Source organism: Streptomyces sp. NPDC056161, from assembly GCF_042268025.1.
GTDB lineage: Bacteria > Actinomycetota > Actinomycetes > Streptomycetales > Streptomycetaceae > Streptomyces.
The window spans coordinates 45,870-66,186 of the sequence record NZ_JBHJUV010000014.1; the positions used below are offsets into that span (position 1 = coordinate 45,870).

The window sequence follows — 20,317 nt, forward strand, 5'->3', positions numbered from 1 at the left end:
CGCGGCGCCCGAACCCTAGTTCCAAGCGACGCGGGACCTGCCCCAACAGGGCCCACGCCCAAGCCGATCGCAGTGTTCTAGGCAGCGACACAGGGTGCGTCGTAGATCGCGCTGGACTCCGCCGGGTCCAGCGCGATCTTTTTTGTGTGCCCGGCGGCCTGGGTGACGGGGGTCTGTGAGCGGCCTTGTCGGAGTCTGGGGGGAGGTGTCGGAACCACTGTGAACGGGGTGGAAGAGTGGTGCAATTGCACATATTAAATCGACTAGTTGTAGGACAAGCGTAAGCGCCACCTTTTCAAAAACTCCTTCGGTGACACCCGTCACATGCCCGGGAGCTTGTTGCGGTCGGCCTGTGTGCGTTAGAGGCCCTGTCCGCGGTCCGTGCCGGAGTGCGCCTTCGGGCCCCATCGCCCCACCCTCGTACGGCCGTTGGGCCGGCGGTGGTCACGCGGGGAGGGTGCTCTCGTCCCCGGTGACGTCCTCCTGGATCTCGACGGCCGACGGAGCGGAATCCATCGCCAGGCGCAGCAGACGGTGGCAGATCGCGCAGTGGCGGGTCAGATGCCGGTAGGACGTGGCAGCCGACAGATGCGCCCTCAGGAGCGCCCGCGTCTCGTGCCTGGCAGCTGCCGCCATGTGCCACCTCCACGGGCCCGTACGAGGGGACGGGTCCTCTTCCTTGGGTACCCGCGGAATGTGACGCCGTCAAGGCCGCCCCGGCCCCATCCGGCCGCGCGGGGCCGCCCGGAAGCGGAACGGAAGCGGAACGGCACGGCGACGCGGGAGCCGACAGCACGGCGGCACAGGACCGGCGGTGCGGCGACACGGGAACCGGCGATGCGGCGGCGCAGGGACCGGCGGCGCGGCCGTCCCCGGGAACAGGTCGCTACTCCGGCGGCGCAGGAGCCGCCGGCACAGTGGCCGTACAGGGACGGCGGCCGGCGCAGTGGCCGCACAAGAACGGCTGCTAGAGCGGCAAGGAAGCGGGGGGAACGCGGCGACGCGGAGCACGGGAACGCAAAGAGGGCCCGCCCCTTGCCAGGGGCGGACCCTCCTCTGCTGCGGTCCTGACGGGATTTGAACCCGCGGCCTCCACCTTGACAGGGTGGCGAGCACTCCAAACTGCTCCACAGGACCAGACGACCCCTCCCAGAAGCCTTGAACGCTGGGGGAGATCCGCGGCGCCATTCGTGCGTTGCGCTGCGAGAAGAGACTGTACAGGAGGGTGCGTCCCTTGGTCGAACTCACCCAGCGTGCCACCGCGACTACGGTACGGCCGCGTCGATCGCCTTCACGATCCGCTTGTCCGAGACCGGGTACGCCGTCCCGAGGGCGTGCGCGAAATAGCTGACCCGCAGCTCCTCGATCATCCACCGGATGTCCAGGGCCGCGGCGGGCACCGGGCGGCCCTGCGGGAACTGCTCCAGCAGCCACGCGTACTCGTCCTGCATCTCATGCACCTTCGCCATGCGCGTGGTGTCCCGCTGGACCCCCGTCGCCATCTGCTGGAGCCGGCGGTCCGCCGCCACCAGATAGCGCATCAGATCAGGCAGCCGCCGCACCCCCGACCAGGTCACGAATCCGGGCTTCACCAGCCCGTCCAACTGGGCCCGGACGTCCGCCAGGTTCGACAGCAGGGCGGGGCTGCGCACCGCCTTCAGGCGGCGTTCGCACGACTGCCAGGCGGCCAGCACCTGCTGCACCTGGCCGACCGCGCGGACGGTCGTGTCGACGATCTCCGCGCGCACCTTGTCGTACAGCTTCCGGTACGACTCCTCGTCCCACACCGGACCGCCGAAGTCGGCGATCAGCCGGTCCGCCGCCGCCATCGCGCAGTCGTCGAACAGCGCCTGCACGGAGCCGTGCGGATTCGCGGACAGGGCGAGCTTCTGCGGGTTCGTCAGCCGGTCGGCGGCGAACTTCGCCGGGTTCACCGGGATGTTGCGCAGGATCAGCCGGCGCGTACCCCGCCACATCGCCTCGGCCTGTTCCGCCTCGGTGTCGAAGAGCCGCACGGACACCGTGTCGCCGTCGTCCACCAACGCCGGATACGCCTTGACCGGCTGTCCGGCCCGGCGCGTTTCGAAGACGCGGGTCAGCGACCCGATCGTCCAGTCGGTCAGACCCGAGCGCTCCAGGGATTCGCCGCCGGTGCGTTCCGCGGTCGCCGCCGCGGCCTGCGAGAGCGCCTTTCTGGCCTTCGGCTTCAGCCGCAGCCGCAGCGCCTCCAGATCCTTGTCCTCCGCGAGCTTGCGACGCCGCTCGTCGACGATACGGAACGTGATCTTCAAGTGGTCGGGGACCTTCGACCAGTCGAAGTCGTCCGCTGCGAGGGGCACTCCCACCACGCGTTTCAGCTCACGCGCCATCGTGACCGGCAGCGGCTCCTGGAGCGGCACGGCCCGCTCCAGGAACGCCTTCGCGTGGTTCGGCGCGGGCACGTAATGCCGCCGGATCGGTTTCGGCAGCGAACGGATCAGCTCCGTGACCACCTCTTCCCGCAGGCCCGGGATCTGCCAGTCGAAGCCCTCGGCCGTGACCTGGTTGAGCACCTGGAGCGGTACGTGCACGGTGACGCCGTCCGCGTCCGCACCCGGCTCGAACTGGTACGTCACCCGGAACTTGAGCGGACCCTGGTGCCATGCGTCGGGATAGTCGGCCTTGGTGACCGCCTCCGCCGACTCCCGGATCAGCATCTCCCGCTCGAAGTCCAGGAAGTCCGGCTGCTCGTGCCGCTGCCGTTTCCACCAGGCGTCGAAATGCGCCCCGGACACCACATCGTCGGGGACCCGCTGGTCGTAGAAGTCGAACAGCGTCTCGTCGTCCACGACGATGTCCCGGCGGCGGGCCCGGTGCTCCAGCTCCTCGACCTCGCTCAGCAGCCTGCGGTTGTCCGCGAAGAACTTGTGGTGGGTGCGCCAGTCACCCTCGACCAGCGCGTTGCGGATGAACAGCTCGCGGCTCGCCTCCGGGTCGATCCGGCCGTAGTTGACCTTGCGGTCGGCGATGATCGGCACGCCGTACAGCGTCACCTTCTCGAACGCCATCACCGCCGCCTGGTCCTTCTCCCAGTGCGGTTCGCTGTACGTCCGCTTCACCAGGTGCGCGGCGAGCGGTTCGACCCATTCCGGCTCGATCCTGGCGTTGACCCGCGCCCACAGCCGGCTCGTCTCCACCAGCTCCGCCGACATCACGAACCGTGGTGGCTTCCTGAACAGCGCGGAACCCGGGAAGATGGCGAACTTCGCGTTGCGGGCGCCCAGGTACTCGTTCTTCCCGGCGCCCTTCCCGCTCTCCCCGCCGGTGGTCTTCACGTCCTTCATGCCGATGTGCGACAGCAGACCCGCGAGCAGCGACACATGGATCAGGTCGTCGGAGGCGTCCTCCTCGTTGAGGTGGATGTCCATCTGCTTCGCGACGGTCCGCAGCTGCGTGTAGATGTCCTGCCACTCGCGGATGCGCAGGAAGTTCAGGAACTCCTGCTTGCACATCCGGCGGAACGACGACGAGCCCCGTTCCTTCTGCTGCTCCCGGAGGTAGCGCCACAGGTTGAGGAAGGCGAGGAAATCACTCGTCTCGTCCTTGAACCGGGCGTGCTGCTGGTCGGCCTGGGTCTGCTTGTCCGCCGGGCGCTCCCGCGGGTCCTGGATGGACAGCGCGGCCGCTATGACCATGACCTCACGCACACAGCCGTTCCGGTCGGCCTCCAGGACCATCCGGGCCAGCCGCGGATCGACCGGCAGTTGGGCCAGCTTCCGGCCGGTCTGCGTCAGCCGCTTACGGGGATCCTTCTGCACCGGGTCGAGCGCGCCCAGCTCCTGGAGCAGCTGTACGCCGTCGCGGATGTTGCGGTGGTCCGGCGGGTCGATGAACGGGAACTTCTCGATGTCGCCGAGGCCCGCCGCGGTCATTTGCAGGATGACGGACGCGAGGTTCGTACGCAGGATCTCGGCGTCGGTGAACTCCGGCCGGGCGTCGAAGTCGTCCTCGGAGTACAGCCGGATGCAGATGCCGTCCGACGTACGGCCGCAGCGGCCCTTGCGCTGGTTCGCGCTCGCCTGGGAGATCGGCTCGATGGGCAGCCGCTGCACCTTCGTGCGGTGGCTGTAGCGGGAGATGCGGGCGAAGCCCGGGTCGATGACGTACTTGATGCCCGGCACGGTGAGGGAGGTCTCGGCGACGTTGGTCGCCAGCACGATCCGGCGACCGGAGTGCGGCTGGAAGACCCGGTGCTGCTCGGCGTGCGAGAGCCGGGCGTAGAGCGGCAGGATCTCCGTGCGCTGCCAGTCGGCGCCGGCCCCGCGCGGGGTCTTCCTCTTCTCCAGCGCGTCGGCCGTGTCCCGGATCTCCCGCTCACCGGACAGGAAGACCAGGACGTCGCCCGGACCTTCCGCCATCAGCTCCGCCACCGCGTCCGTGATCGCGGTGATCTGGTCCCGGTCGGCGTCCGCTGCGTCCTCGGCGTACTCCTCCAGGAGCGGCCGGTAGCGCACCTCCACCGGGTACGTCCGGCCGCTGACCTCGACGATCGGCGCGTCGCCGAAGTGCCGTGAGAACCGGTCCGGGTCGATGGTCGCCGAGGTGATGACGACCTTCAGGTCCGGCCGCCGCGGCAGCAGCTGCGCCAGGTACCCGAGCAGGAAGTCGATGTTCAGCGACCGCTCGTGGGCCTCGTCGATGATGATCGTGTCGTAGGCGCGCAGCTCGCGGTCGGTCTGGATCTCGGCGAGCAGGATGCCGTCCGTCATGAGCTTGATGAAGGTGGCGTCCTGGTTCACCTGGTCCGTGAAACGCACCTTCCAGCCGACCGACTCCCCGAGAGGCGTCTTCAGCTCGTCGGCGACCCGCTCGGCGACCGTACGCGCCGCGATCCGGCGAGGCTGGGTGTGCCCGATCATCCCGCGCACCCCGCGGCCCAGCTCCAGGCAGATCTTGGGGATCTGCGTGGTCTTGCCGGAACCGGTCTCACCGGCGATGATCACGACCTGGTGATCGCGGATGGCCTCGGCGATCTCGTCCTTCTTCTGGCTGACCGGCAGCTGTTCGGGGTACGAGACGGCCGGTACGCGCGCCCGCCGTGCGGCGACACGTTCTTCGGCCCGTGCGATGTCCGCCTCGATCTCGGCGAGGACGGCGGCACGCGCCTCCGGCTTACGGATCTTGCGCGCACCTTCCAGCCGCCGCCCGAGTCGGTGCGCGTCACGCAGCGACAACTCGGTCAGCCGGGGGGCCAGGGCGCCTGGGGCGGGAGCGGGATATGCAGACATACGCGGTCCAGGATCTCATCCCGGGGAAATCGGTGGCGAACGATTTACCCGTGCCCCGGTTGCCGTCACATGGTGATTCGGTGGTGCGTGGCCGGCTCCCTGACCGCCGACCGCCGACCGGGCGGCTCCGAGACCGAGTTGAACGACGGGCCCGCCGGCTCCGTCCGCCCGGCCGTCACCGCTCACCGACTCGGGCGACACGACGCGCCCGGGGAGCCCGGCAGGCTGACTCCGGACCCTCCCGGGACAGTGAAAAACCCCCGTCGATACTCTCGACGAGGGTCTTTGCGCAGTTCAGTGAGGGTGGCTGGGGCCGGGGTCGAACCGGCGACCTTCCGCTTTTCAGGCGGACGCTCGTACCAACTGAGCTACCCAGCCGCAGGGTTTCACGTGAAACCCTGGCGGTCCTGACGGGATTTGAACCCGCGGCCTCCACCTTGACAGGGTGGCGAGCACTCCAAACTGCTCCACAGGACCTTGCGTGACGTGCAACAGTGTTGCACACCGTGTTGCGTGCCCCCAACGGGATTCGAACCCGTGCTACCGCCTTGAAAGGGCGGCGTCCTAGGCCGCTAGACGATGAGGGCTATCGGCCCGCCTGGGCGCTTCTCAGCGCGTCGGGGACGTGAGAAGCATATGGGATGGCGGGGGGGATCGCCAAAACGGTTTACGGGGCGGACGGAGCGGTGGTCCGGGAGGGGGCCGTGGGTGGCGTGGGGGTGCCGGGAGACGGGGTGGCCGGGCGCGCGCCCGGCAGGTTCTCCTCCGGCAGATGGCGGCTGACCTCGGCGGTGGTCAGCCCGAGCCCGCCGAGTTCGATCTCGTCCCATGCCTGGAGGCGCCGGGTGTCCCGGTCGAAGTAGAGGATCGAGGCTTCGATCGGGTCCGGGTACTTGCCCTCCACGGCGCGCAGGCCGCTGCCGCCGGTCGATCCCTCGACGCGCAGCCGGGTGCCGTACCGCATGACCTCCGTCTGTTCGTGGTGGAGGTGGCCGGCCAGGACGATCGGCACTTCGCCGTCCGTCTCCCGGGCCGCCGAGGGCTCGTGCGCGAGGGCGACGTCCACCGGTGTCCCGGCGGCCCGCTGGTCGCGCAGCGCGGACGCCAACTGGTCTCCGGCCAGCTGTTCTGCCTGGTCGCCGCCGGGTGCGACCGAGCGGTCGGGGGTGAACTGCGGGTCGCCGATGCCCGCGAAGCGCAGGCCGGCCACGGTCCGTGCCCGGCCGTCGTCCAGGACCTGCACGTTCTTCAGGCGCTCCAGATAGCGCTGGGTCGCGCGGGAGTCGTGGTTGCCGCGGACCCAGACGTAGGGCACGCCCAGGTTGGCGATCGGGTCCAGGAAGCCGTTCTCCGCCGTGGTGCCGTGGTCCATGGTGTCGCCGGAGTCCACGATCACGTTCACCTTGTACTGCTTGACCAGCGAGGCGATGATCTTCCAGCTCGCCGGGTTGAGATGGATGTCGGAGACGTGCAGGACCCGGATGGTGGAGGGGTCCGGCTGGTAGGCCGGGAGCGTGGAGGTGACGTCGTAGAGCTTGGTCACGTTCGTCACCAGGCGGGCCAATTCCTTCTGGTAGACGTCGAATTCGGTGACGATGCTGCGGGCGTTGCCGACCACGGAGGGCGCGGAGGAGAGCAGGCCCGAGAACTTCGGCTCCAGGACCGACTTGGGGTTCCAGGTGGCGAACGCGGTCGCGCCGGAGGCGGCGAGGAGGGCCAGCGCCAGGCCGCCGGCGGTGAGGGCCCGGCGCGGGCGGCGGTAGACGGCCAGGCCGAGCGCGGTGGCACCGGCGACGACGGCGATGCAGGAGCGCACGGCGAGGTCGAGGGTGCCGTGCTCGACGTCCCGGGTGACCTCGTCCTGGAGGCCGGAGAGCCGCTCGGGGTGGTCGACCAGGGCTTGGGAGCGCACCGGGTCCAGTTGGTCGACGTTCACGTCCAGGCGGAAGGGCGCGACATGGCTGTCGAGGGTCAGGGCGCCGAGCGGGGACACGTTGATCTTCGTGCCGCCGGTGAGCGAGGGGCGCAGGGTCATCGTCGTGTTCACGGGCCCGACGGATGCCCGTACGTTGCCGACGATCAGCAGGCCCAGCCAGGCGCCGGCCAGGACGACCGCCGTCAGGCCGAGGGCGCGGGCCCAGGGGCGCGGCCGGGCGGCGAGTTCGAGGGCGGGCGGCACGGGGGTGCGCTCGGGTACGCGGACGCGCTCGTACACGGCGACGAGGCGCTTCGGTACGGGAAAGCGGACGCGGACCATTGGTCCCGTATGCCCAGGCACGGAAGCGGATATGCGGCGGTCCGTGACACTCGTACGGCGGTCCCGTGCCCGACAATGGCCCTGTGCTGGAGATGACGCGCGAGGAGTTCGAGGAACTGGTCGCCGAGGCGCTCGACCGGATTCCGCCCGAGCTGACGCGGCTGATGGACAACGTCGCGGTGTTCGTCGAGGACGAGCCGCCCGCCGACGACCCCGAACTGCTCGGCCTGTACGAGGGGACGCCGCTGACCGAGCGCGGTGAGTGGTACGCGGGGGTGCTGCCGGACCGGATCACGGTCTACCGGGGGCCGACGGTGCGGATGTGCGAGACGCGGGAGGAGGTCGTGGCGGAGACCGAGGTGACCGTGGTGCACGAAATCGCCCATCATTTCGGGATCGACGACGCGCGTCTGCACGCACTCGGCTACGGGTGAGCGGCGCCCGCGTGTCTTCTTGCGGGCGGCGGGAGTTGGGCAGGTCGACTTCTTCGCCTGCCCGCCCTCGGAGGTGGCTACCGTGCGCCCCTTGTACGTACCAGTCCGTTTCGCCGCCACGGTACTGGCCGTCTCCGCGGCCGCCGGCTGCGTGAACGTCGGCGCGGACACCGCCCGCCCCGGGCCGTCGCGGTCCACCGGACAGCAGGGCGGCAAGGCACCCGACGGGGGTGCGGCGGTGCCCGGCGCCGGTGCCGGGTACGACGGCCCGGCGGCCGACGGCGACCGGCGCGAGGACCGCGAGAGGGCGAAGCCCGGGGAGTCGGCGTCCGCGCCGGAAACGCCCTCGGGGCGGCGCAGCGCGCCCGCCACGCCGGCCGGGCCGCGGCACACGCCGAAGCCGGGGGATCCGGTGCCGACCGAGGAGCAGCCGCCCGATCCGCACACCGAGGAGCCGACTCCGCCGCCGCCGACCGTCGCACCACCCGCGTCGCCGTCTCCGCCGCCGACCGCGGAGCCGTCCTCGTCGGCCCACGAAGATCCCTCCCCGCAGTTGGTGCAGCGTGAGCCGGCGCCGGCGGCGGGACGGCCGGCGTAGTGCCCCGGCAGGCAACGTTCGCCCCGTCGCGACGCTCCCCCAGCCTTCGGCCGGGAGGTACCCCCAGGCACGCTCCCCCAAGCTCTTCGAGCAGGGGGGACCCCCAGAGCACGCACCGAACGCCGCTCCTTGACGGGCAAACGTTGCCTGCCGAGGCACTAGCCCGGACCTGCGGCCCGTCCGGGGGTTCGGGCTCGGTTTGCCTTGGGGGGTGGAAGGTGCGTATGGTGGTAGATCGTTTGATCCCATTTGCCCGGCGCCAACGCAGAGCGCGCCGTGTGGCGCGTTCTCTCCTTTGCCGTGGCTGACCGCATTGAGGCGGTCGTATTGCGCATCACGGAGTTGACGGGTGCGTGCCGACGAGACTCCGGAAGGTTTCGCATTCGCATGTCCGTGTCCAGTACTGACCACGTCGTGCCGTCCGAGAACGATCACGTGGACGGGGCCGAGAGCGTCGCAGCGCCCGCAAGCGCCGAGCACGCCGAGCACGCCGAGCACGCCGAGCACACCGAGAGCGCAGGGAGCGCAGAGAGCGCCGGGAACACCGCGCACGCGGAGAACGCCGAGGCCGTCGGGACGGCCGACGCCGGCGAGTCCGGTGAGTCGGGCGAGTCCGGTGACACCCCCCAGATCAGCTTCGCCGACCTCGGTCTGCCCGAGGGCATCGTGCGCAAGCTCGCGCAGAACGGTGTGAACGTACCCTTCCCGATCCAGGCCGCGACCATCCCGGACGCCCTGGCCGGCCACGACATCCTCGGCCGCGGACGTACCGGCTCCGGCAAGACCCTCTCCTTCGGTCTGCCCACCCTGGCCAGGCTCGCGGGCGGCCGTACCGAGAAGAAGCGCCCCCGGGCCGTCATCCTCACCCCGACGCGTGAGCTGGCCATGCAGGTCGCCGACGCGCTCCAGCCGTACGGCGACGTCCTCGGCCTGAAGATGAAGGTCGTCTGCGGCGGTACGTCCATGGGCAACCAGATCTACGCCCTGGAGAGGGGCGTCGACATCCTGGTGGCCACCCCGGGGCGCCTGCGCGACATCATCGACCGCGGCGCCTGCTCCCTGGACGACGTCCGGATCGCCGTGCTCGACGAGGCCGACCAGATGTCCGACCTGGGCTTCCTGCCCGAGGTCACCGAACTGCTCGACCAGGTCCCGGCGGGCGGCCAGCGCATGCTGTTCTCCGCGACCATGGAGAACGAGATCCAGACCCTCGTCGACCGCTACCTCTCCTCGCCCGTCTCGCACGAGGTGGACGCCGCCCAGGGCGCGGTCACGACGATGTCCCACCACATCCTGATCGTGAAGCCCAAGGACAAGGCGCCGGTCACCGCGGCCATCGCCGCCCGCAAGGGCCGCACCATCATCTTCGTCCGTACGCAGATGGGCGCCGACCGCGTCGCCGAGCAGCTGCGCGACGCGGGCGTGAAGTCCGACGCGCTGCACGGCGGCATGACCCAGGGCGCCCGCACCCGGACGCTGGCCGACTTCAAGGACGGGTACGTCAACGTCCTGGTCGCCACGGACGTCGCCGCCCGCGGTATCCACGTCGACGGCATCGACCTGGTCCTGAACGTCGACCCGGCGGGCGATCACAAGGACTACCTGCACCGGGCCGGCCGCACCGCCCGCGCGGGCCGCACCGGCACGGTCGTCTCCCTCTCGCTGCCGCACCAGCGGCGGCAGATCTTCCGGCTGATGGAGGACGCGGGCGTGGACGCCGCGCGCCACATCATCCAGGGCAGTGCCGTCTTCGACCCGGAGGTCGCCGAGATCACCGGCGCCCGTTCCATGACCGAGGTCCAGGCCGAGTCCGCGGGCAACGCCGCCCAGCAGGCGGAGCGCGAGGTCGCGCAGCTCACCAAGCAGCTGGAGCGCGCCCAGCGGCGGGCCGGCGAGCTGCGCGACGAGGCCGACCGGCTGGTCGCCAGGGCCGCCCGTGAGCGGGGCGAGGACCCGGCGGCGGCGCTCGCCGAGGCGGCGGAGGCGTCCGCCGCGGAGGCGGTGGCCGAGGTGTCGGTGCCGGAGCAGCCGACGGCGCAGGACGTCGACCGGCCCGAGCGTGCCGAGCGCACGGCGGGCTCGGGCTCGGGCTCGTACGAGCGTCGCGAGCGCAGTGACCGCGGTGACCGCGGCGGCTTCAACCGTGACCGGGATCGGGACCGCGATCGTGACCGTGACCGTGGCTTCGAGCGGCGGGACGACCGCGGCGGTTTCCGTCGTGATGACCGGCGTGACGACAGGCGCGACGACCGTCGTGACGACCGCCGTCCGTTCGACCGTGACCGGGACCGGGACCGTGGTGGGCGTTCCTTCGAGCGGCGGGAGGACCGCGGTGGCTTCCGCCGGGACGAGCGGGGTGGCCGGTCCTTCGAGCGGCGGGACGACCGCGGCGGTTTCCGTCGTGACGACCGGCGCGACGACCGGCGCGACGACCGTCGTGACGACCGCCGTCCGTTCGACCGTGACCGGGACCAGGACCGTGGTGGGCGTTCCTTCGAGCGGCGGGAGGACCGCGGTGGCTTCCGCCGGGAGGACCGGGGCGGACACCGTGGCAGTGACCGTCCGTTCAACCGGGACCGCCAGGGTGACCGGCCCGGCTTCCGGACCGGCGGCCACGACCGCCCGTACGCCCGCCGTGACGACCACCGTGGCACCGGCTCGGTCGGTCGCCGCGAGGACAAGCCGCGCTGGAAGCGCAACGGCTGACAGCTGACAGCTGACAGCAGTCGACGGCTGACGTAGCCGCCCGCCGCCGACGGAGGCCGGTGGACGCCGATGAAAGCCGACGGAAGCCGACGGACGAAGGGCCCGCACGACGCGCTCGTGCGGGCCCTCGGTCTTTTCGCCCGCCCCGTCCCAAGTCGCCGTCTCCGCCGGTTCCCGGCCACCATGTGGCGCATGTCACGCCGCCGGAGAGGGAATCGCTGGGGGCATGACAAATGACACGAGGGCGAGCGGGCCGTCGGACGAGGAACGGCTGGCCCAGCTCGGCTACACCCAGGTCCTCGCCCGCCGGATGTCGGCGTTCTCCAACTACGCCGTGTCCTTCACGATCATCTCGGTCCTGTCCGGCTGTCTGACGCTCTACCTCTTCGGGATGAACACCGGCGGCCCGGCGGTGATCACCTGGGGATGGGTGGCGGTCGGCCTGATGACGCTGTTCGTGGGCCTGTCGATGGCGGAGATCTGCTCGGCGTACCCGACGTCGGCGGGCCTGTACTTCTGGGCGCACCGCCTGGCGCCGCCGCGCTCGGCCGCCGCCTGGGCCTGGTTCACGGGCTGGTTCAACGTGCTCGGCCAGGTCGCGGTGACCGCGGGCATCGACTTCGGCGCGGCGTCCTTCCTCGGCGCGTACCTGAACCTCCAGTTCGGTTTCGAGGTCACCCCGGGCCGCACCATCCTGCTGTTCGCGGCGATCCTGCTGCTGCACGGCCTGCTGAACACCTTCGGCGTCCGCATCGTCGCCTTCCTCAACGGCGTGAGCGTGTGGTGGCACGTGCTCGGCGTCGGCCTGATCGTCGGCGCACTGGCCTTCGTACCGGACCGGCACCAGTCGGCGTCCTTCGTGTTCACCGAGTTCGTGAACAACACGGGCTGGGACAGCGGTGTGTACGTGGTGCTGATCGGCCTGCTGATGGCGCAGTACACCTTCACCGGCTACGACGCCTCCGCCCATATGACGGAGGAGACGCACGACGCCTCGACGGCGGGCCCCCAGGGCATCGTCCGCTCCATCTGGACGTCCTGGCTGGCCGGTCTCGTCCTCCTGCTCGGTTTCACCTTCGCGATCCAGTCGTACGACAAGGAGCTGGCGTCGCCCACGGGAGCGCCGCCCGCGCAGATCCTGCTGGACGCGCTCGGGGCGACCGCGGGCAAGCTGCTGCTGCTCGTGGTGATCGGCGCGCAGTTGTTCTGCGGGATGGCCTCGGTGACCGCCAACAGCCGCATGATCTACGCCTTCTCGCGCGACGGGGCACTGCCCTTCTCGCGCGTCTGGCACACGGTGAGCCCGCGCACCCGCACCCCGGTGGCGGCGGTCTGGCTGGCGGCGGCGGGCGCGCTGGTGCTCGGGCTGCCCTACCTGATCAACGAGACCGCGTACGCGGCCGTGACCTCGATCGCCGTGATCGGCCTCTACATCGCCTACGTCGTCCCGACGCTGCTGCGGGTGCGCAAGGGCGCGGCGTTCGAGCGCGGGCCGTGGCACCTGGGGCGCTGGTCGCAGCCGATCGGGATCGTCGCGGTGGCCTGGGTCGGCGTGATCACGGTCCTCTTCATGCTGCCCCAGGTCTCCCCGGTCACCTGGGAGACCTTCAACTACGCGCCGGTCGCGGTGCTGGTCGTGCTGGGTTTCGCGGCGGCCTGGTGGCTGGCCTCGGCCCGGCACTGGTTCCTCGCCCCCGACCACGCGCGGACCCCGGGCGGGGACCGCACCCGGGACGAGCACCAGGACGAAGCTCAGGACGAGCCCCGGGACGAAGCTCAGGACGACCCCCGGGACGAGCCCCGCCCGGCAGCTCCGGAACCGGCGGATCCGTAAAGCCGGCATGTAAAGCCGGCGGAGCCTTAACAGCCGGTGGCGCCGTAACAGCCGGTGGCACCGTTGCAGCCGAAGGCGTTCCGCGCCCCCTCGGCCCGCCTGCGCCGCACCCCCGATGCCGGCCCGTTCCGGCCCGTACCGTCCCGATCCGTCCCGCCGACGCGGCCGTGTCCCCGATACCCGATCGGCGATACGGCCACGTGCGGCTATGCTCGGGGAGGCAACATCGCCTGGGCCCTTAGCTCAATTGGCAGAGCAGTGGACTTTTAATCCATTGGTTGTGGGTTCGAGTCCCACAGGGCCTACGGCTGGACCCCTGGTCAGACACTGTCTGGTCGGGGGTCTTCTGTATTTCAAGATCGATAGCTCCACCGGTGCTCCACCGATGTGCATGGGGTGTCGGGTGGGGCCGGGTGGCGTGCGGAGGGGCGCGGAGGCTGTGCAACGCCGGTACGTGATGGCCCTTCAGCGCAGGAGGGCCCCGTTATCCGGGGCCCTCCTGCGCTGCTCCACCGGCCTCATGGGCCGGAGTGAATCACGTCAGTTCTCAGCGGTTCTCCCCCACGTGCCGCCTCCCGACCGGGGGATGGGCCAGGGCCGGGAAGGCGGCTAGTTCAACGAGACGCTGACGTCAGAGGTATCGATGTGCCACCCCGGCGGCACCCGCCAGTCATCCACACACAAGGTCCAGCGGCCCTCTACGTGGCCGCCGGCCGGGACGGGCGCGGGCAACTCACGCGTCTGCGTGATCGTGGCCCAGTCGATGCCGAGCGGGCCGATGATGTGCGTCCCGAAGTAGAGCGTTCCCGATGTCGCCGTGGTGCCGCCGGTGTTGCGGATGTCCACCGCCACGTTCTCGCACGACGGCTTGTCCGTGTCCGAGAGTTGGGGCTTCCCGACCGTGAGGACGGCGGGTCCAGCGGGCTTGGTGGGCTCTGGGTCGCTCGGCCTCTGCGGCGCCTCCGTGTGCGGGTCCCGTATCACTGGATCTTCCGGTTGGCCGGTGGCTGGCGTTGAAGGTCCTTTTGTCTCTTCGTCGCTGCCGGTACCGTCCTCGCTCACGGGAGCGTGGCCACTGGAGCTCGGCTCCGGCACGGCCCCGGCAGGGGCGTGCTCCTGTTGCCCGTCGTACGTGAGGTTGACGGCGGTGTCCTCCAGGAGGGGGCTACCGCCCCCGGTGTCGTCCATGGCGCCCCCTCGGGGGGCGTCGGTGCCTGGGCCGGGGGTGGAGCTGGGAGCGCCGGCGTCGGAGCGGTGCGGGACGGAGGCAGCCGGGCGGGGGTCGTCGTCCCCGGTGGTGCCATTGCCTGTGGCGGCCATGGCGAGGGCGGCTGCGGTGCCCGCGGTGGCGACGGCGGTAACGGTGAGCACGCGGTGGCCGTGCCAGAAGGACCGGAAGCGGTCTCGGACGGTGGCGAAGGCGGCAATCACTCCGCCGCCGAGGTAGAGCGCAAGATGGCGCTTCCTGTGGACCGGCTCGGGCGAGGAGGCCGCTTCGTCCGGGACCGGAGGATAGTTGTTACCCCTGGTGATGGCTGCGATCTGCTGCGCGGCGAGCTGCGCCCGGAGTTCGTTGATCAGCTCACGGTTGCGCTTCCACCCCTTGTAGAGGAGAACGATTGCCAGCGATGCCGCTCCCATGACGGCTGTAAGCAGGGCAATGACAAGGTCGGTCACGGTGTTGATAACCCCCTAGACGTGGTGCACGGTGACGTACCGTGCATCCTCGGATGCCTAGGGCAACTTATGGGAGTCTGTGCAACTTCTTAGCACTATCGTGATCATGAGCTATCCGGCGTGACGCTCCTGGCTATTCAGAAGTTGTACGGCCGCTGGATTTTCCCTAGCCAGGCGCCGGACCACCTCCTCCTGAGCCTCGGGCGGAAGGGACGCCAAGAGCTGGTACACGGCATCCACCGGTGGCGAGTACATGTTGGAGGGGCCCGTCTGCTGTGCTGCGGGCGTGATTTCTGTCAACGCCTCCGCCGCGTCCTGGCGGCCGGCGCGGGAGAGCTCATCCGCCGTGACGCCGACGACTTGAGCCATCCTCGCCACGGTCTCTGGGGGTCCGGTCACGGGGATGTGCTCTCCGCTTACGGTCTGGTAGCCGCTGGTGATTTGCCTCCAGCGGGCGTCGCTCAGTGCTGCCCGTTTCGCGGCCTCGCGGATCGATAGCCGCGCCCGTCGGCGTGCTGCGTCAATGAGCGCGGCCTCGCGCGGGGGCTCCGGTCGCGTGCCTCTAACCATGGGCGAAGCTTCGCAGACTACGCGCTAGTTGGCCACTGCACCCCGTGGCAAGGCAGGTAAAGGGTAATACAAACGCGTAACTTCGCGCCACTACTCGACTAGCGCGTAGTAGTTGCCCTACTCGCTACTACGCGCTAGTTTTCAATCATGAACGACCCGCGTAAGCGCAAGCGGCAGCGGCGTCCTCGGGGAGCTCCGCTGGACCATGCGCCGGAAGGCATCACCTATGCCCGCGAACAAACCGGAATGACAAAGCGGGCCCTGGCCGAAGCTCTCAGGATCAGCGAACAGCTGTTGTGCGATATCGAAGCTGGCCGACGCAACGCCGGACCGGAACTCCTGGAGCGGATGGCGAAGCGGCTGGACTGCCCGCTGGTCGTCCTCCAGGCGAAGTACGTCCCGCATATCCCGGAGACCAGCGGCGTATCCGCTGCACAACGGCCGGAAAACAGCGCGCCGTTGGGGCCTTAGACGGCGCGCCCGCCGGGGTGGAGATGGCCCTCTCCGCTTCCCCCGGCTGGGGCACCGCACCGCTTCCCCTTTGCGGCTGGAGCTCCTGGACCTGGCCCGGTCCCGGACGCCCCTCACACCAGACACCTCAACCGTGAAATGAGGTCTGATGGCAGCCAACTGTAGCCATCCCGAACCCGTGGTGGCGCCCGTGGTGGCGCTCACCGAGTTGTTGATTACCCACCCGGAGCTCATGCCGGAGGCATCCGGTCTCGCCTGGACTCTGACCCCCACCGGCGTCATCCATGCGGAGGCGCGGGACGCGGCAGACGCCGGCCGGGCCGTCGACCGGTGCGCGACGGTGATGAACGCCACGCCGGTGCGCGCCTCCGTGCCGGAGGGCCGGGGCCGTGTGGTCCTGGCGGAGCTTGCGGCCGTCTGGCGCGGCGTGCCCGTGGAGGTGTGGGAGACCTACACCGTCCCCGAGGGACCGCGCCCGCTCGGAGCGGTTGTACCGGCTGGAGGTTGCCGTGGCTGACCTCCTCTTCTGCGCCGCCCTCCCGCTCCTCGTCCTGGCGCTCGTTGGCGCCGTCGTCCTGGCCTGCCGCCTCCGCGGGGGTGAGTCATGAGGGGCGCTATCGGGTCCGTTCACCGGTCCCGCGTGGACCACGCCGCGGTTGCGGAGGAGGCTCGCTCCCGGCCGGGCACGTGGGTGTTCGCTGCCGTCTACGCGTCCCTGGCGAGCGCGGCCTCCGCCGTCCGGCGCGTGCCGCTGGCGGAGCGGATGCCGAGCTATGGGCCCGCCGGGGCATTTGAGGCGTACGCGGTCACCACCGTGGAGGGCCCCTCCCTGTGGGTGCGCTCCACGGGCGGCGGCCCGTACCCGCCGTTCCCGGCCCGGATGAGCGTCCGTATCCCGGTTGCCGGGCCGGACCTCGGGGAGGTCGGCGTCATTACCGTCTCCGTCCTCCCGTACTGCCAGACCTGCGGGGGTCCGCGCGGATGGGACCGTGTCCAGCCCGCGGAGGTGATCCTCCAGGAGGCCGCTGTGGTGGTGGACCGGTGGGCCAACCCGTGCGGCCATGACGACGTGTACGCGGACGTCCTGGAGGAGGCCCGCCGTACCCCGCCCGCCGTGGACCCCGAGACGTCCCGCGGTAGGGGCCACCACCCGGGAGACCCGTCCCGCGCCGGTGCGTTCCAGGCCGCGGTGGAACTGATCCTTCAGGCCGCAACGAATCAGCGCGGGATGCACGCGAAGCAGGCCGCCGCGCTCCTCCGGCTCCACGGCCACACGGAGGCCGCCGACCTCGTAGAGGCCCAGCTCCGCGCCGAGCACGGCCACTTGAGCGCGAAGCAGTCCGCTCACTTCCTCACCGTGGAGGGCACCGCGCGCCGCTCCGCCCTCAGCACGACCCGCCAGGAGACGCACGCATGAGCCTCACCCTGACCACGCCCGCTCCGGGGGAGCTGGTCTCTCCCACGGCCCGTCTCGTACTGGCTTCCGGTGACCTCAATGACCCGGCGTACCGGCAGGAGTGGGAGGCCACCAGGCGTCTCGGGATCGGCGGCTCCGACGTCGCCGCCATCGTCGGCCTCGACAAGCACCGCGGCGCCCGGCACGTGTACGAGGAGAAGCACGGCCGGGACATCGTCCGGGACAACGAGGCCATGGAAATCGGCCGGGAGATCGAGGACTTCATCGCCCGGATGTTCTCCAAGAGGTCCGGCGTCCCCATCGCCACCCCGCCCGGCACCCTGGCGCACGTTGACCACGCGTGGGCGCTCGTGAACATCGACCGGGACGCCCTGGACCCGGAGACCGGCGAGGTGGCCGGGCCGCTGGAGTGCAAGAACCGGTCGGAGTACCAGCTCGAAGAGTGGGAGTCCGAAGACGGCCCGCCGGACGCGCCCGCCCTCCAGTGCCATTGGGGCATGGCCGTGGGCGGGTACGCCCGAGGCTACGTGGCCGCCCTGGTCGGCGGGAACAAACTCCGCTGGCACGTGGTGGAGCGCGATGAGGAGATGATCGGCCATCTCCTGGAGTACTGCGGTGAGTGGTACGAGCGCCACGTCCTGGAGGGTTTTCCGCCGCCGGTGGACGGCTTGGAGGCCACCAAGGACCTCCTCGGCCGCCTCTACGAGGTCAAGCCGGAGGCCATCGCCGAGGCCGATCTCAGCAAGGCGAGGGAGCTTCGCGCGCAGCGCGCCGACCTGGACGCCCAGATCAAGGCCCTGACGAAGCAGAAGACGGCCGTCGAGAACGAGATGCGGGACACCGCCGGCACCGCCGAGGTCGTCCGGGTCGGGGCCGCAACGGCCTGGACTTGGAAGGCAAACGGCAACTTCAGCGAGGCCGGTTTCCGCGAGAAGCACCCGGAGATCGCCGCGCGGTGCACGAAGACGGTCGAGGTCCTGGACCTCGACCGCATCAAGGCCGAGTACGAGGCCGCCTACAACGCGTGCCGAGGCCGCCGCCTCTACGTCCCGAAGAAGGAGCTCTAACCGTGGCGCTCACCACTCTCCGGGACCGAGTCCTGGCGAACATCACGGAGGCGCCCGCCATGCGCGGGCGCCCCGCCCCGGCCTCCGCCGAGGAGGCTCCCGTCCCGGCAGCGCCGGCCACCCTGGAGGAGGCCGCGGCAGGGGACCCGGTCCAGGAGTCCGCGGACGCCGCCCTCACCTGGCTCGGTCGGTATGAGGGGCACATCACGGACGCCCTCCCGAGCCACATGCAGCCGGGCCCGTTCCTGGCCGCCGTCCGCGCGGTCCTCCCGAAGCTCTGCTCCTGCAACCCGGCGAGCGTGCTCCAGGCCACCCTGACCGCGGCCCGGTTCGGGCTGGTGCCGGACGGCCGGGTGGCCGTCATCACCAACGAGTTCGGCCGGGCGACCTTCATCCCGACGTACCGCGGCTACATCGAGCTCATGGAGCGCTCCGGCCGGGTGGCGTCGGTCCGCGTCGGCATGGTCTACGAGGGCGACGAGTACGCCTACGAGCCGTCCGCGCCGTCGCCGCTGGACTTCACCCACCGGCAGGACCCGGCCCTCAAGGACCGTGGGAAGCCGCTGTTCGCCTACGCCTTCGCCTGGTCCACCGGCGGCCACCGCTCGCAGGTGGTCACCGTCAACCGGGAGGAGGCAGAGGAGATCCGGGACAAGCACTCCCGGGCGTACCTGGAGGCAGAGGTCTCCGGTAAGCGGGACTCGTTCTGGCACACGGACTTTGACGCCATGTGGTGGAAGACGGCCGCGCGGCAGCTCGAAAAGGTCGTGCCCCTCTCCGCGGAGGTCCGCGCCCTGGTGGAGGCGGACCGGGCCGGGGAGGAGGGCCGGGTCCAAGTCCTCCACGCCCCGGAGGCTCCCGCTTGTGGCGGAACCGCCACAAGCGGGGACCCGGAAGCTGCTGCCCTGGTGGCCGAGGCGGACGCGGCCGGGACGGCGGCGGATGCCTCGCAGGAGACGGCGCCGGCCAGCCTCCCGCGCAAGCGCGCCGGGCTCAAGCGGGTCCAGCCGAAGCGCACCACCCGGGCGGCCCGCACGGGCCGGGCGGGGAGGCGGTCGTGAGTCCGTCTCAACTCGGCTGGACCTACCAGCCGCTCACCGGGTTCGACGTGGAGACCACCAGCACGGACCCGCAGACCGCCCGCATCGTCACCGGATCAGTCGTCCGCTATGGCGGCGGCTGGCCGACCACTCGGCAGACCTGGTTGTCCGACGTCGGCGGGGTGGACATCCCTACCGCTGCGACGGCGGTGCACGGGTTCACCACGGAGGTCTGCCGGGCCGCGGGTAGCCCGGCCGCCGTGGTGGTGGAGGAGATCACCACCGCGCTCGCGGCGGCAGTGGAGGAGGGCCGCCCGCTCGTCATCATGAACGCCACGTACGACTTGACGGTGTTGGACCGGGAGGCCCGCCGGTACGGCGTCACGCCGCTGCTCGACCGTGTCTCTGCCCACGTCCTGGACCCCTACGTCCTGGACAAGAGGGTGAGGACGCACCGGCGCGGCGGCCGGACCCTGGCCGACCTGTGCCGCCACTACGTGGTGCCGCTGGAAGGCGCACACTCCTCAGAGGCAGACGCCCTCGCCGCGTGCTCCCTGGTGGTGAAGATCGGGCGTCGGTATCGCGTCCTCGGTCGGCTCCCCATGGCGCAGCTCCACCGGGAACAGGTGGGATGGGCGCGGGAGCAGAACGAAAGCCTCCGGGCCTACTTCGCGCGCACGCCCGGGAAAGAGGAGTGGGCGCGGGACGTGCGGCTGGAGTGGCCGCTCCTGCCGTTCCGGGAGGCGGTGAGCCCTCGGTGACACAGTTCGTCGTAGGCGCCTCCGTCATGGCCGCCTCCGTCGGCGGCCTGGCCATCATGGTGTGGGTGTTCTGGTTGGCCGGCCGAGGCTGCCACCGGGCACCCCGCCGCCCCGGCCCGCTCCAGCCCGGCGTCCCGCCGGCGGGCGCCCGGCCGGCGCCTGCCGCCCTCCCCCTGCTCCGTAAGGCGAGGGAGGGCGTGGAGAACGGCGGCGGGGAT

14 protein-coding genes and 5 tRNA genes are annotated in these 20,317 nt (G+C 70.7%); 11 read left to right on the forward strand and 8 right to left on the reverse strand.

Annotation, left to right across the window (positions count from 1 at the left end):
* Positions 1 to 444 precede the first annotated feature (444 nt).
* The 7 genes from ACFC09_RS15155 to ACFC09_RS15185 all read right to left on the reverse strand — a co-directional run bounded on the left by ACFC09_RS15155 (position 445) and on the right by ACFC09_RS15185 (position 7,524).
* The gene (locus ACFC09_RS15155) at positions 445 to 636 is read right to left on the reverse strand and encodes a DUF6274 family protein (RefSeq protein WP_376527664.1); all 192 of its coding nucleotides are present in this window, start codon (positions 634 to 636) and stop codon (positions 445 to 447) included.
* Positions 637 to 1,062: 426 nt separating this feature from the next.
* Positions 1,063 to 1,137 (reverse strand) — tRNA-Asp (locus tag ACFC09_RS15160).
* Between the two features lie 128 nt (positions 1,138 to 1,265).
* A complete protein-coding gene (hrpA, locus tag ACFC09_RS15165) occupies positions 1,266 to 5,267 on the reverse strand; it encodes an ATP-dependent RNA helicase HrpA (protein WP_376527667.1) in 4,002 nt (1,333 codons plus the stop codon).
* 304 nt (positions 5,268 to 5,571) lie between these two features.
* Positions 5,572 to 5,645 (reverse strand) — tRNA-Phe (locus tag ACFC09_RS15170).
* Between the two features lie 21 nt (positions 5,646 to 5,666).
* A tRNA-Asp gene (locus tag ACFC09_RS15175) sits at positions 5,667 to 5,744 on the reverse strand.
* Positions 5,745 to 5,781: 37 nt separating this feature from the next.
* A tRNA-Glu gene (locus ACFC09_RS15180) sits at positions 5,782 to 5,854 on the reverse strand.
* A gap of 80 nt (positions 5,855 to 5,934) precedes the next feature.
* Positions 5,935 to 7,524: a metallophosphoesterase gene (locus tag ACFC09_RS15185; RefSeq protein WP_376527669.1), complete on the reverse strand. Its 1,590-nt coding sequence runs from the start codon at positions 7,522 to 7,524 to the stop codon at positions 5,935 to 5,937.
* Positions 7,525 to 7,607: 83 nt separating this feature from the next.
* Between ACFC09_RS15185 and ACFC09_RS15190 the strand changes: the two genes are divergently transcribed.
* The 5 genes from ACFC09_RS15190 (at position 7,608) to ACFC09_RS15210 (ending at position 13,401) form a co-directional block, all read left to right on the forward strand.
* A complete protein-coding gene (locus tag ACFC09_RS15190) occupies positions 7,608 to 7,958 on the forward strand; it encodes a metallopeptidase family protein (RefSeq protein WP_376527672.1) in 351 nt (116 codons plus the stop codon).
* An 82-nt stretch (positions 7,959 to 8,040) separates the two neighbouring features.
* Positions 8,041 to 8,556 carry a hypothetical protein gene (locus ACFC09_RS15195; protein ID WP_376527673.1) on the forward strand — a complete coding sequence of 172 codons (516 nt, stop codon included), beginning with the start codon at positions 8,041 to 8,043 and terminating at the stop codon, positions 8,554 to 8,556.
* Between the two features lie 387 nt (positions 8,557 to 8,943).
* Positions 8,944 to 11,262 (forward strand): DEAD/DEAH box helicase, encoded by a 2,319-nt coding sequence (locus ACFC09_RS15200; protein WP_376527676.1) that lies wholly within the window; start codon positions 8,944 to 8,946, stop codon positions 11,260 to 11,262.
* Positions 11,263 to 11,488: 226 nt separating this feature from the next.
* Complete coding sequence (locus ACFC09_RS15205; protein ID WP_376527678.1) at positions 11,489 to 13,096, forward strand: amino acid permease; 1,608 nt, start codon at positions 11,489 to 11,491, stop codon at positions 13,094 to 13,096.
* A gap of 232 nt (positions 13,097 to 13,328) precedes the next feature.
* Positions 13,329 to 13,401: transfer RNA gene (locus ACFC09_RS15210), tRNA-Lys, on the forward strand.
* 304 nt (positions 13,402 to 13,705) lie between these two features.
* Here the strand turns inward: ACFC09_RS15210 and ACFC09_RS15215 are convergent.
* Positions 13,706 to 14,773 (reverse strand): hypothetical protein, encoded by a 1,068-nt coding sequence (locus ACFC09_RS15215; RefSeq protein ID WP_376527680.1) that lies wholly within the window; start codon positions 14,771 to 14,773, stop codon positions 13,706 to 13,708.
* A gap of 717 nt (positions 14,774 to 15,490) precedes the next feature.
* On the opposite strand from ACFC09_RS15215, the gene ACFC09_RS15220 reads away from it, so the two are divergent.
* The 6 genes from ACFC09_RS15220 (at position 15,491) to ACFC09_RS15245 (ending at position 20,099) form a co-directional block, all read left to right on the forward strand.
* Entirely contained in the window at positions 15,491 to 15,814 is a 324-nt protein-coding gene (locus tag ACFC09_RS15220) for a multiprotein-bridging factor 1 family protein (RefSeq protein ID WP_376527682.1), read from the forward strand.
* 148 nt (positions 15,815 to 15,962) lie between these two features.
* Positions 15,963 to 16,331 (forward strand): hypothetical protein, encoded by a 369-nt coding sequence (locus ACFC09_RS15225; RefSeq protein ID WP_376527684.1) that lies wholly within the window; start codon positions 15,963 to 15,965, stop codon positions 16,329 to 16,331.
* 123 nt (positions 16,332 to 16,454) lie between these two features.
* Positions 16,455 to 17,231, forward strand: a complete 777-nt coding sequence (locus ACFC09_RS15230; protein ID WP_376527687.1) for a hypothetical protein — start codon at positions 16,455 to 16,457, stop codon at positions 17,229 to 17,231.
* A complete protein-coding gene (locus tag ACFC09_RS15235; RefSeq protein WP_376527690.1) occupies positions 17,228 to 18,298 on the forward strand; it encodes a YqaJ viral recombinase family protein in 1,071 nt (356 codons plus the stop codon). The genes ACFC09_RS15230 and ACFC09_RS15235 overlap by 4 nt, the downstream gene beginning before the upstream one ends.
* A gap of 2 nt (positions 18,299 to 18,300) precedes the next feature.
* Positions 18,301 to 19,359 carry a recombinase RecT gene (locus ACFC09_RS15240; protein ID WP_376527693.1) on the forward strand — a complete coding sequence of 353 codons (1,059 nt, stop codon included), beginning with the start codon at positions 18,301 to 18,303 and terminating at the stop codon, positions 19,357 to 19,359.
* Entirely contained in the window at positions 19,356 to 20,099 is a 744-nt protein-coding gene (locus ACFC09_RS15245; RefSeq protein ID WP_376527695.1) for an exonuclease domain-containing protein, read from the forward strand. Before ACFC09_RS15240 ends, ACFC09_RS15245 begins: the two co-directional genes overlap by 4 nt.
* The last annotated feature ends 218 nt before the right edge of the window (positions 20,100 to 20,317 follow it).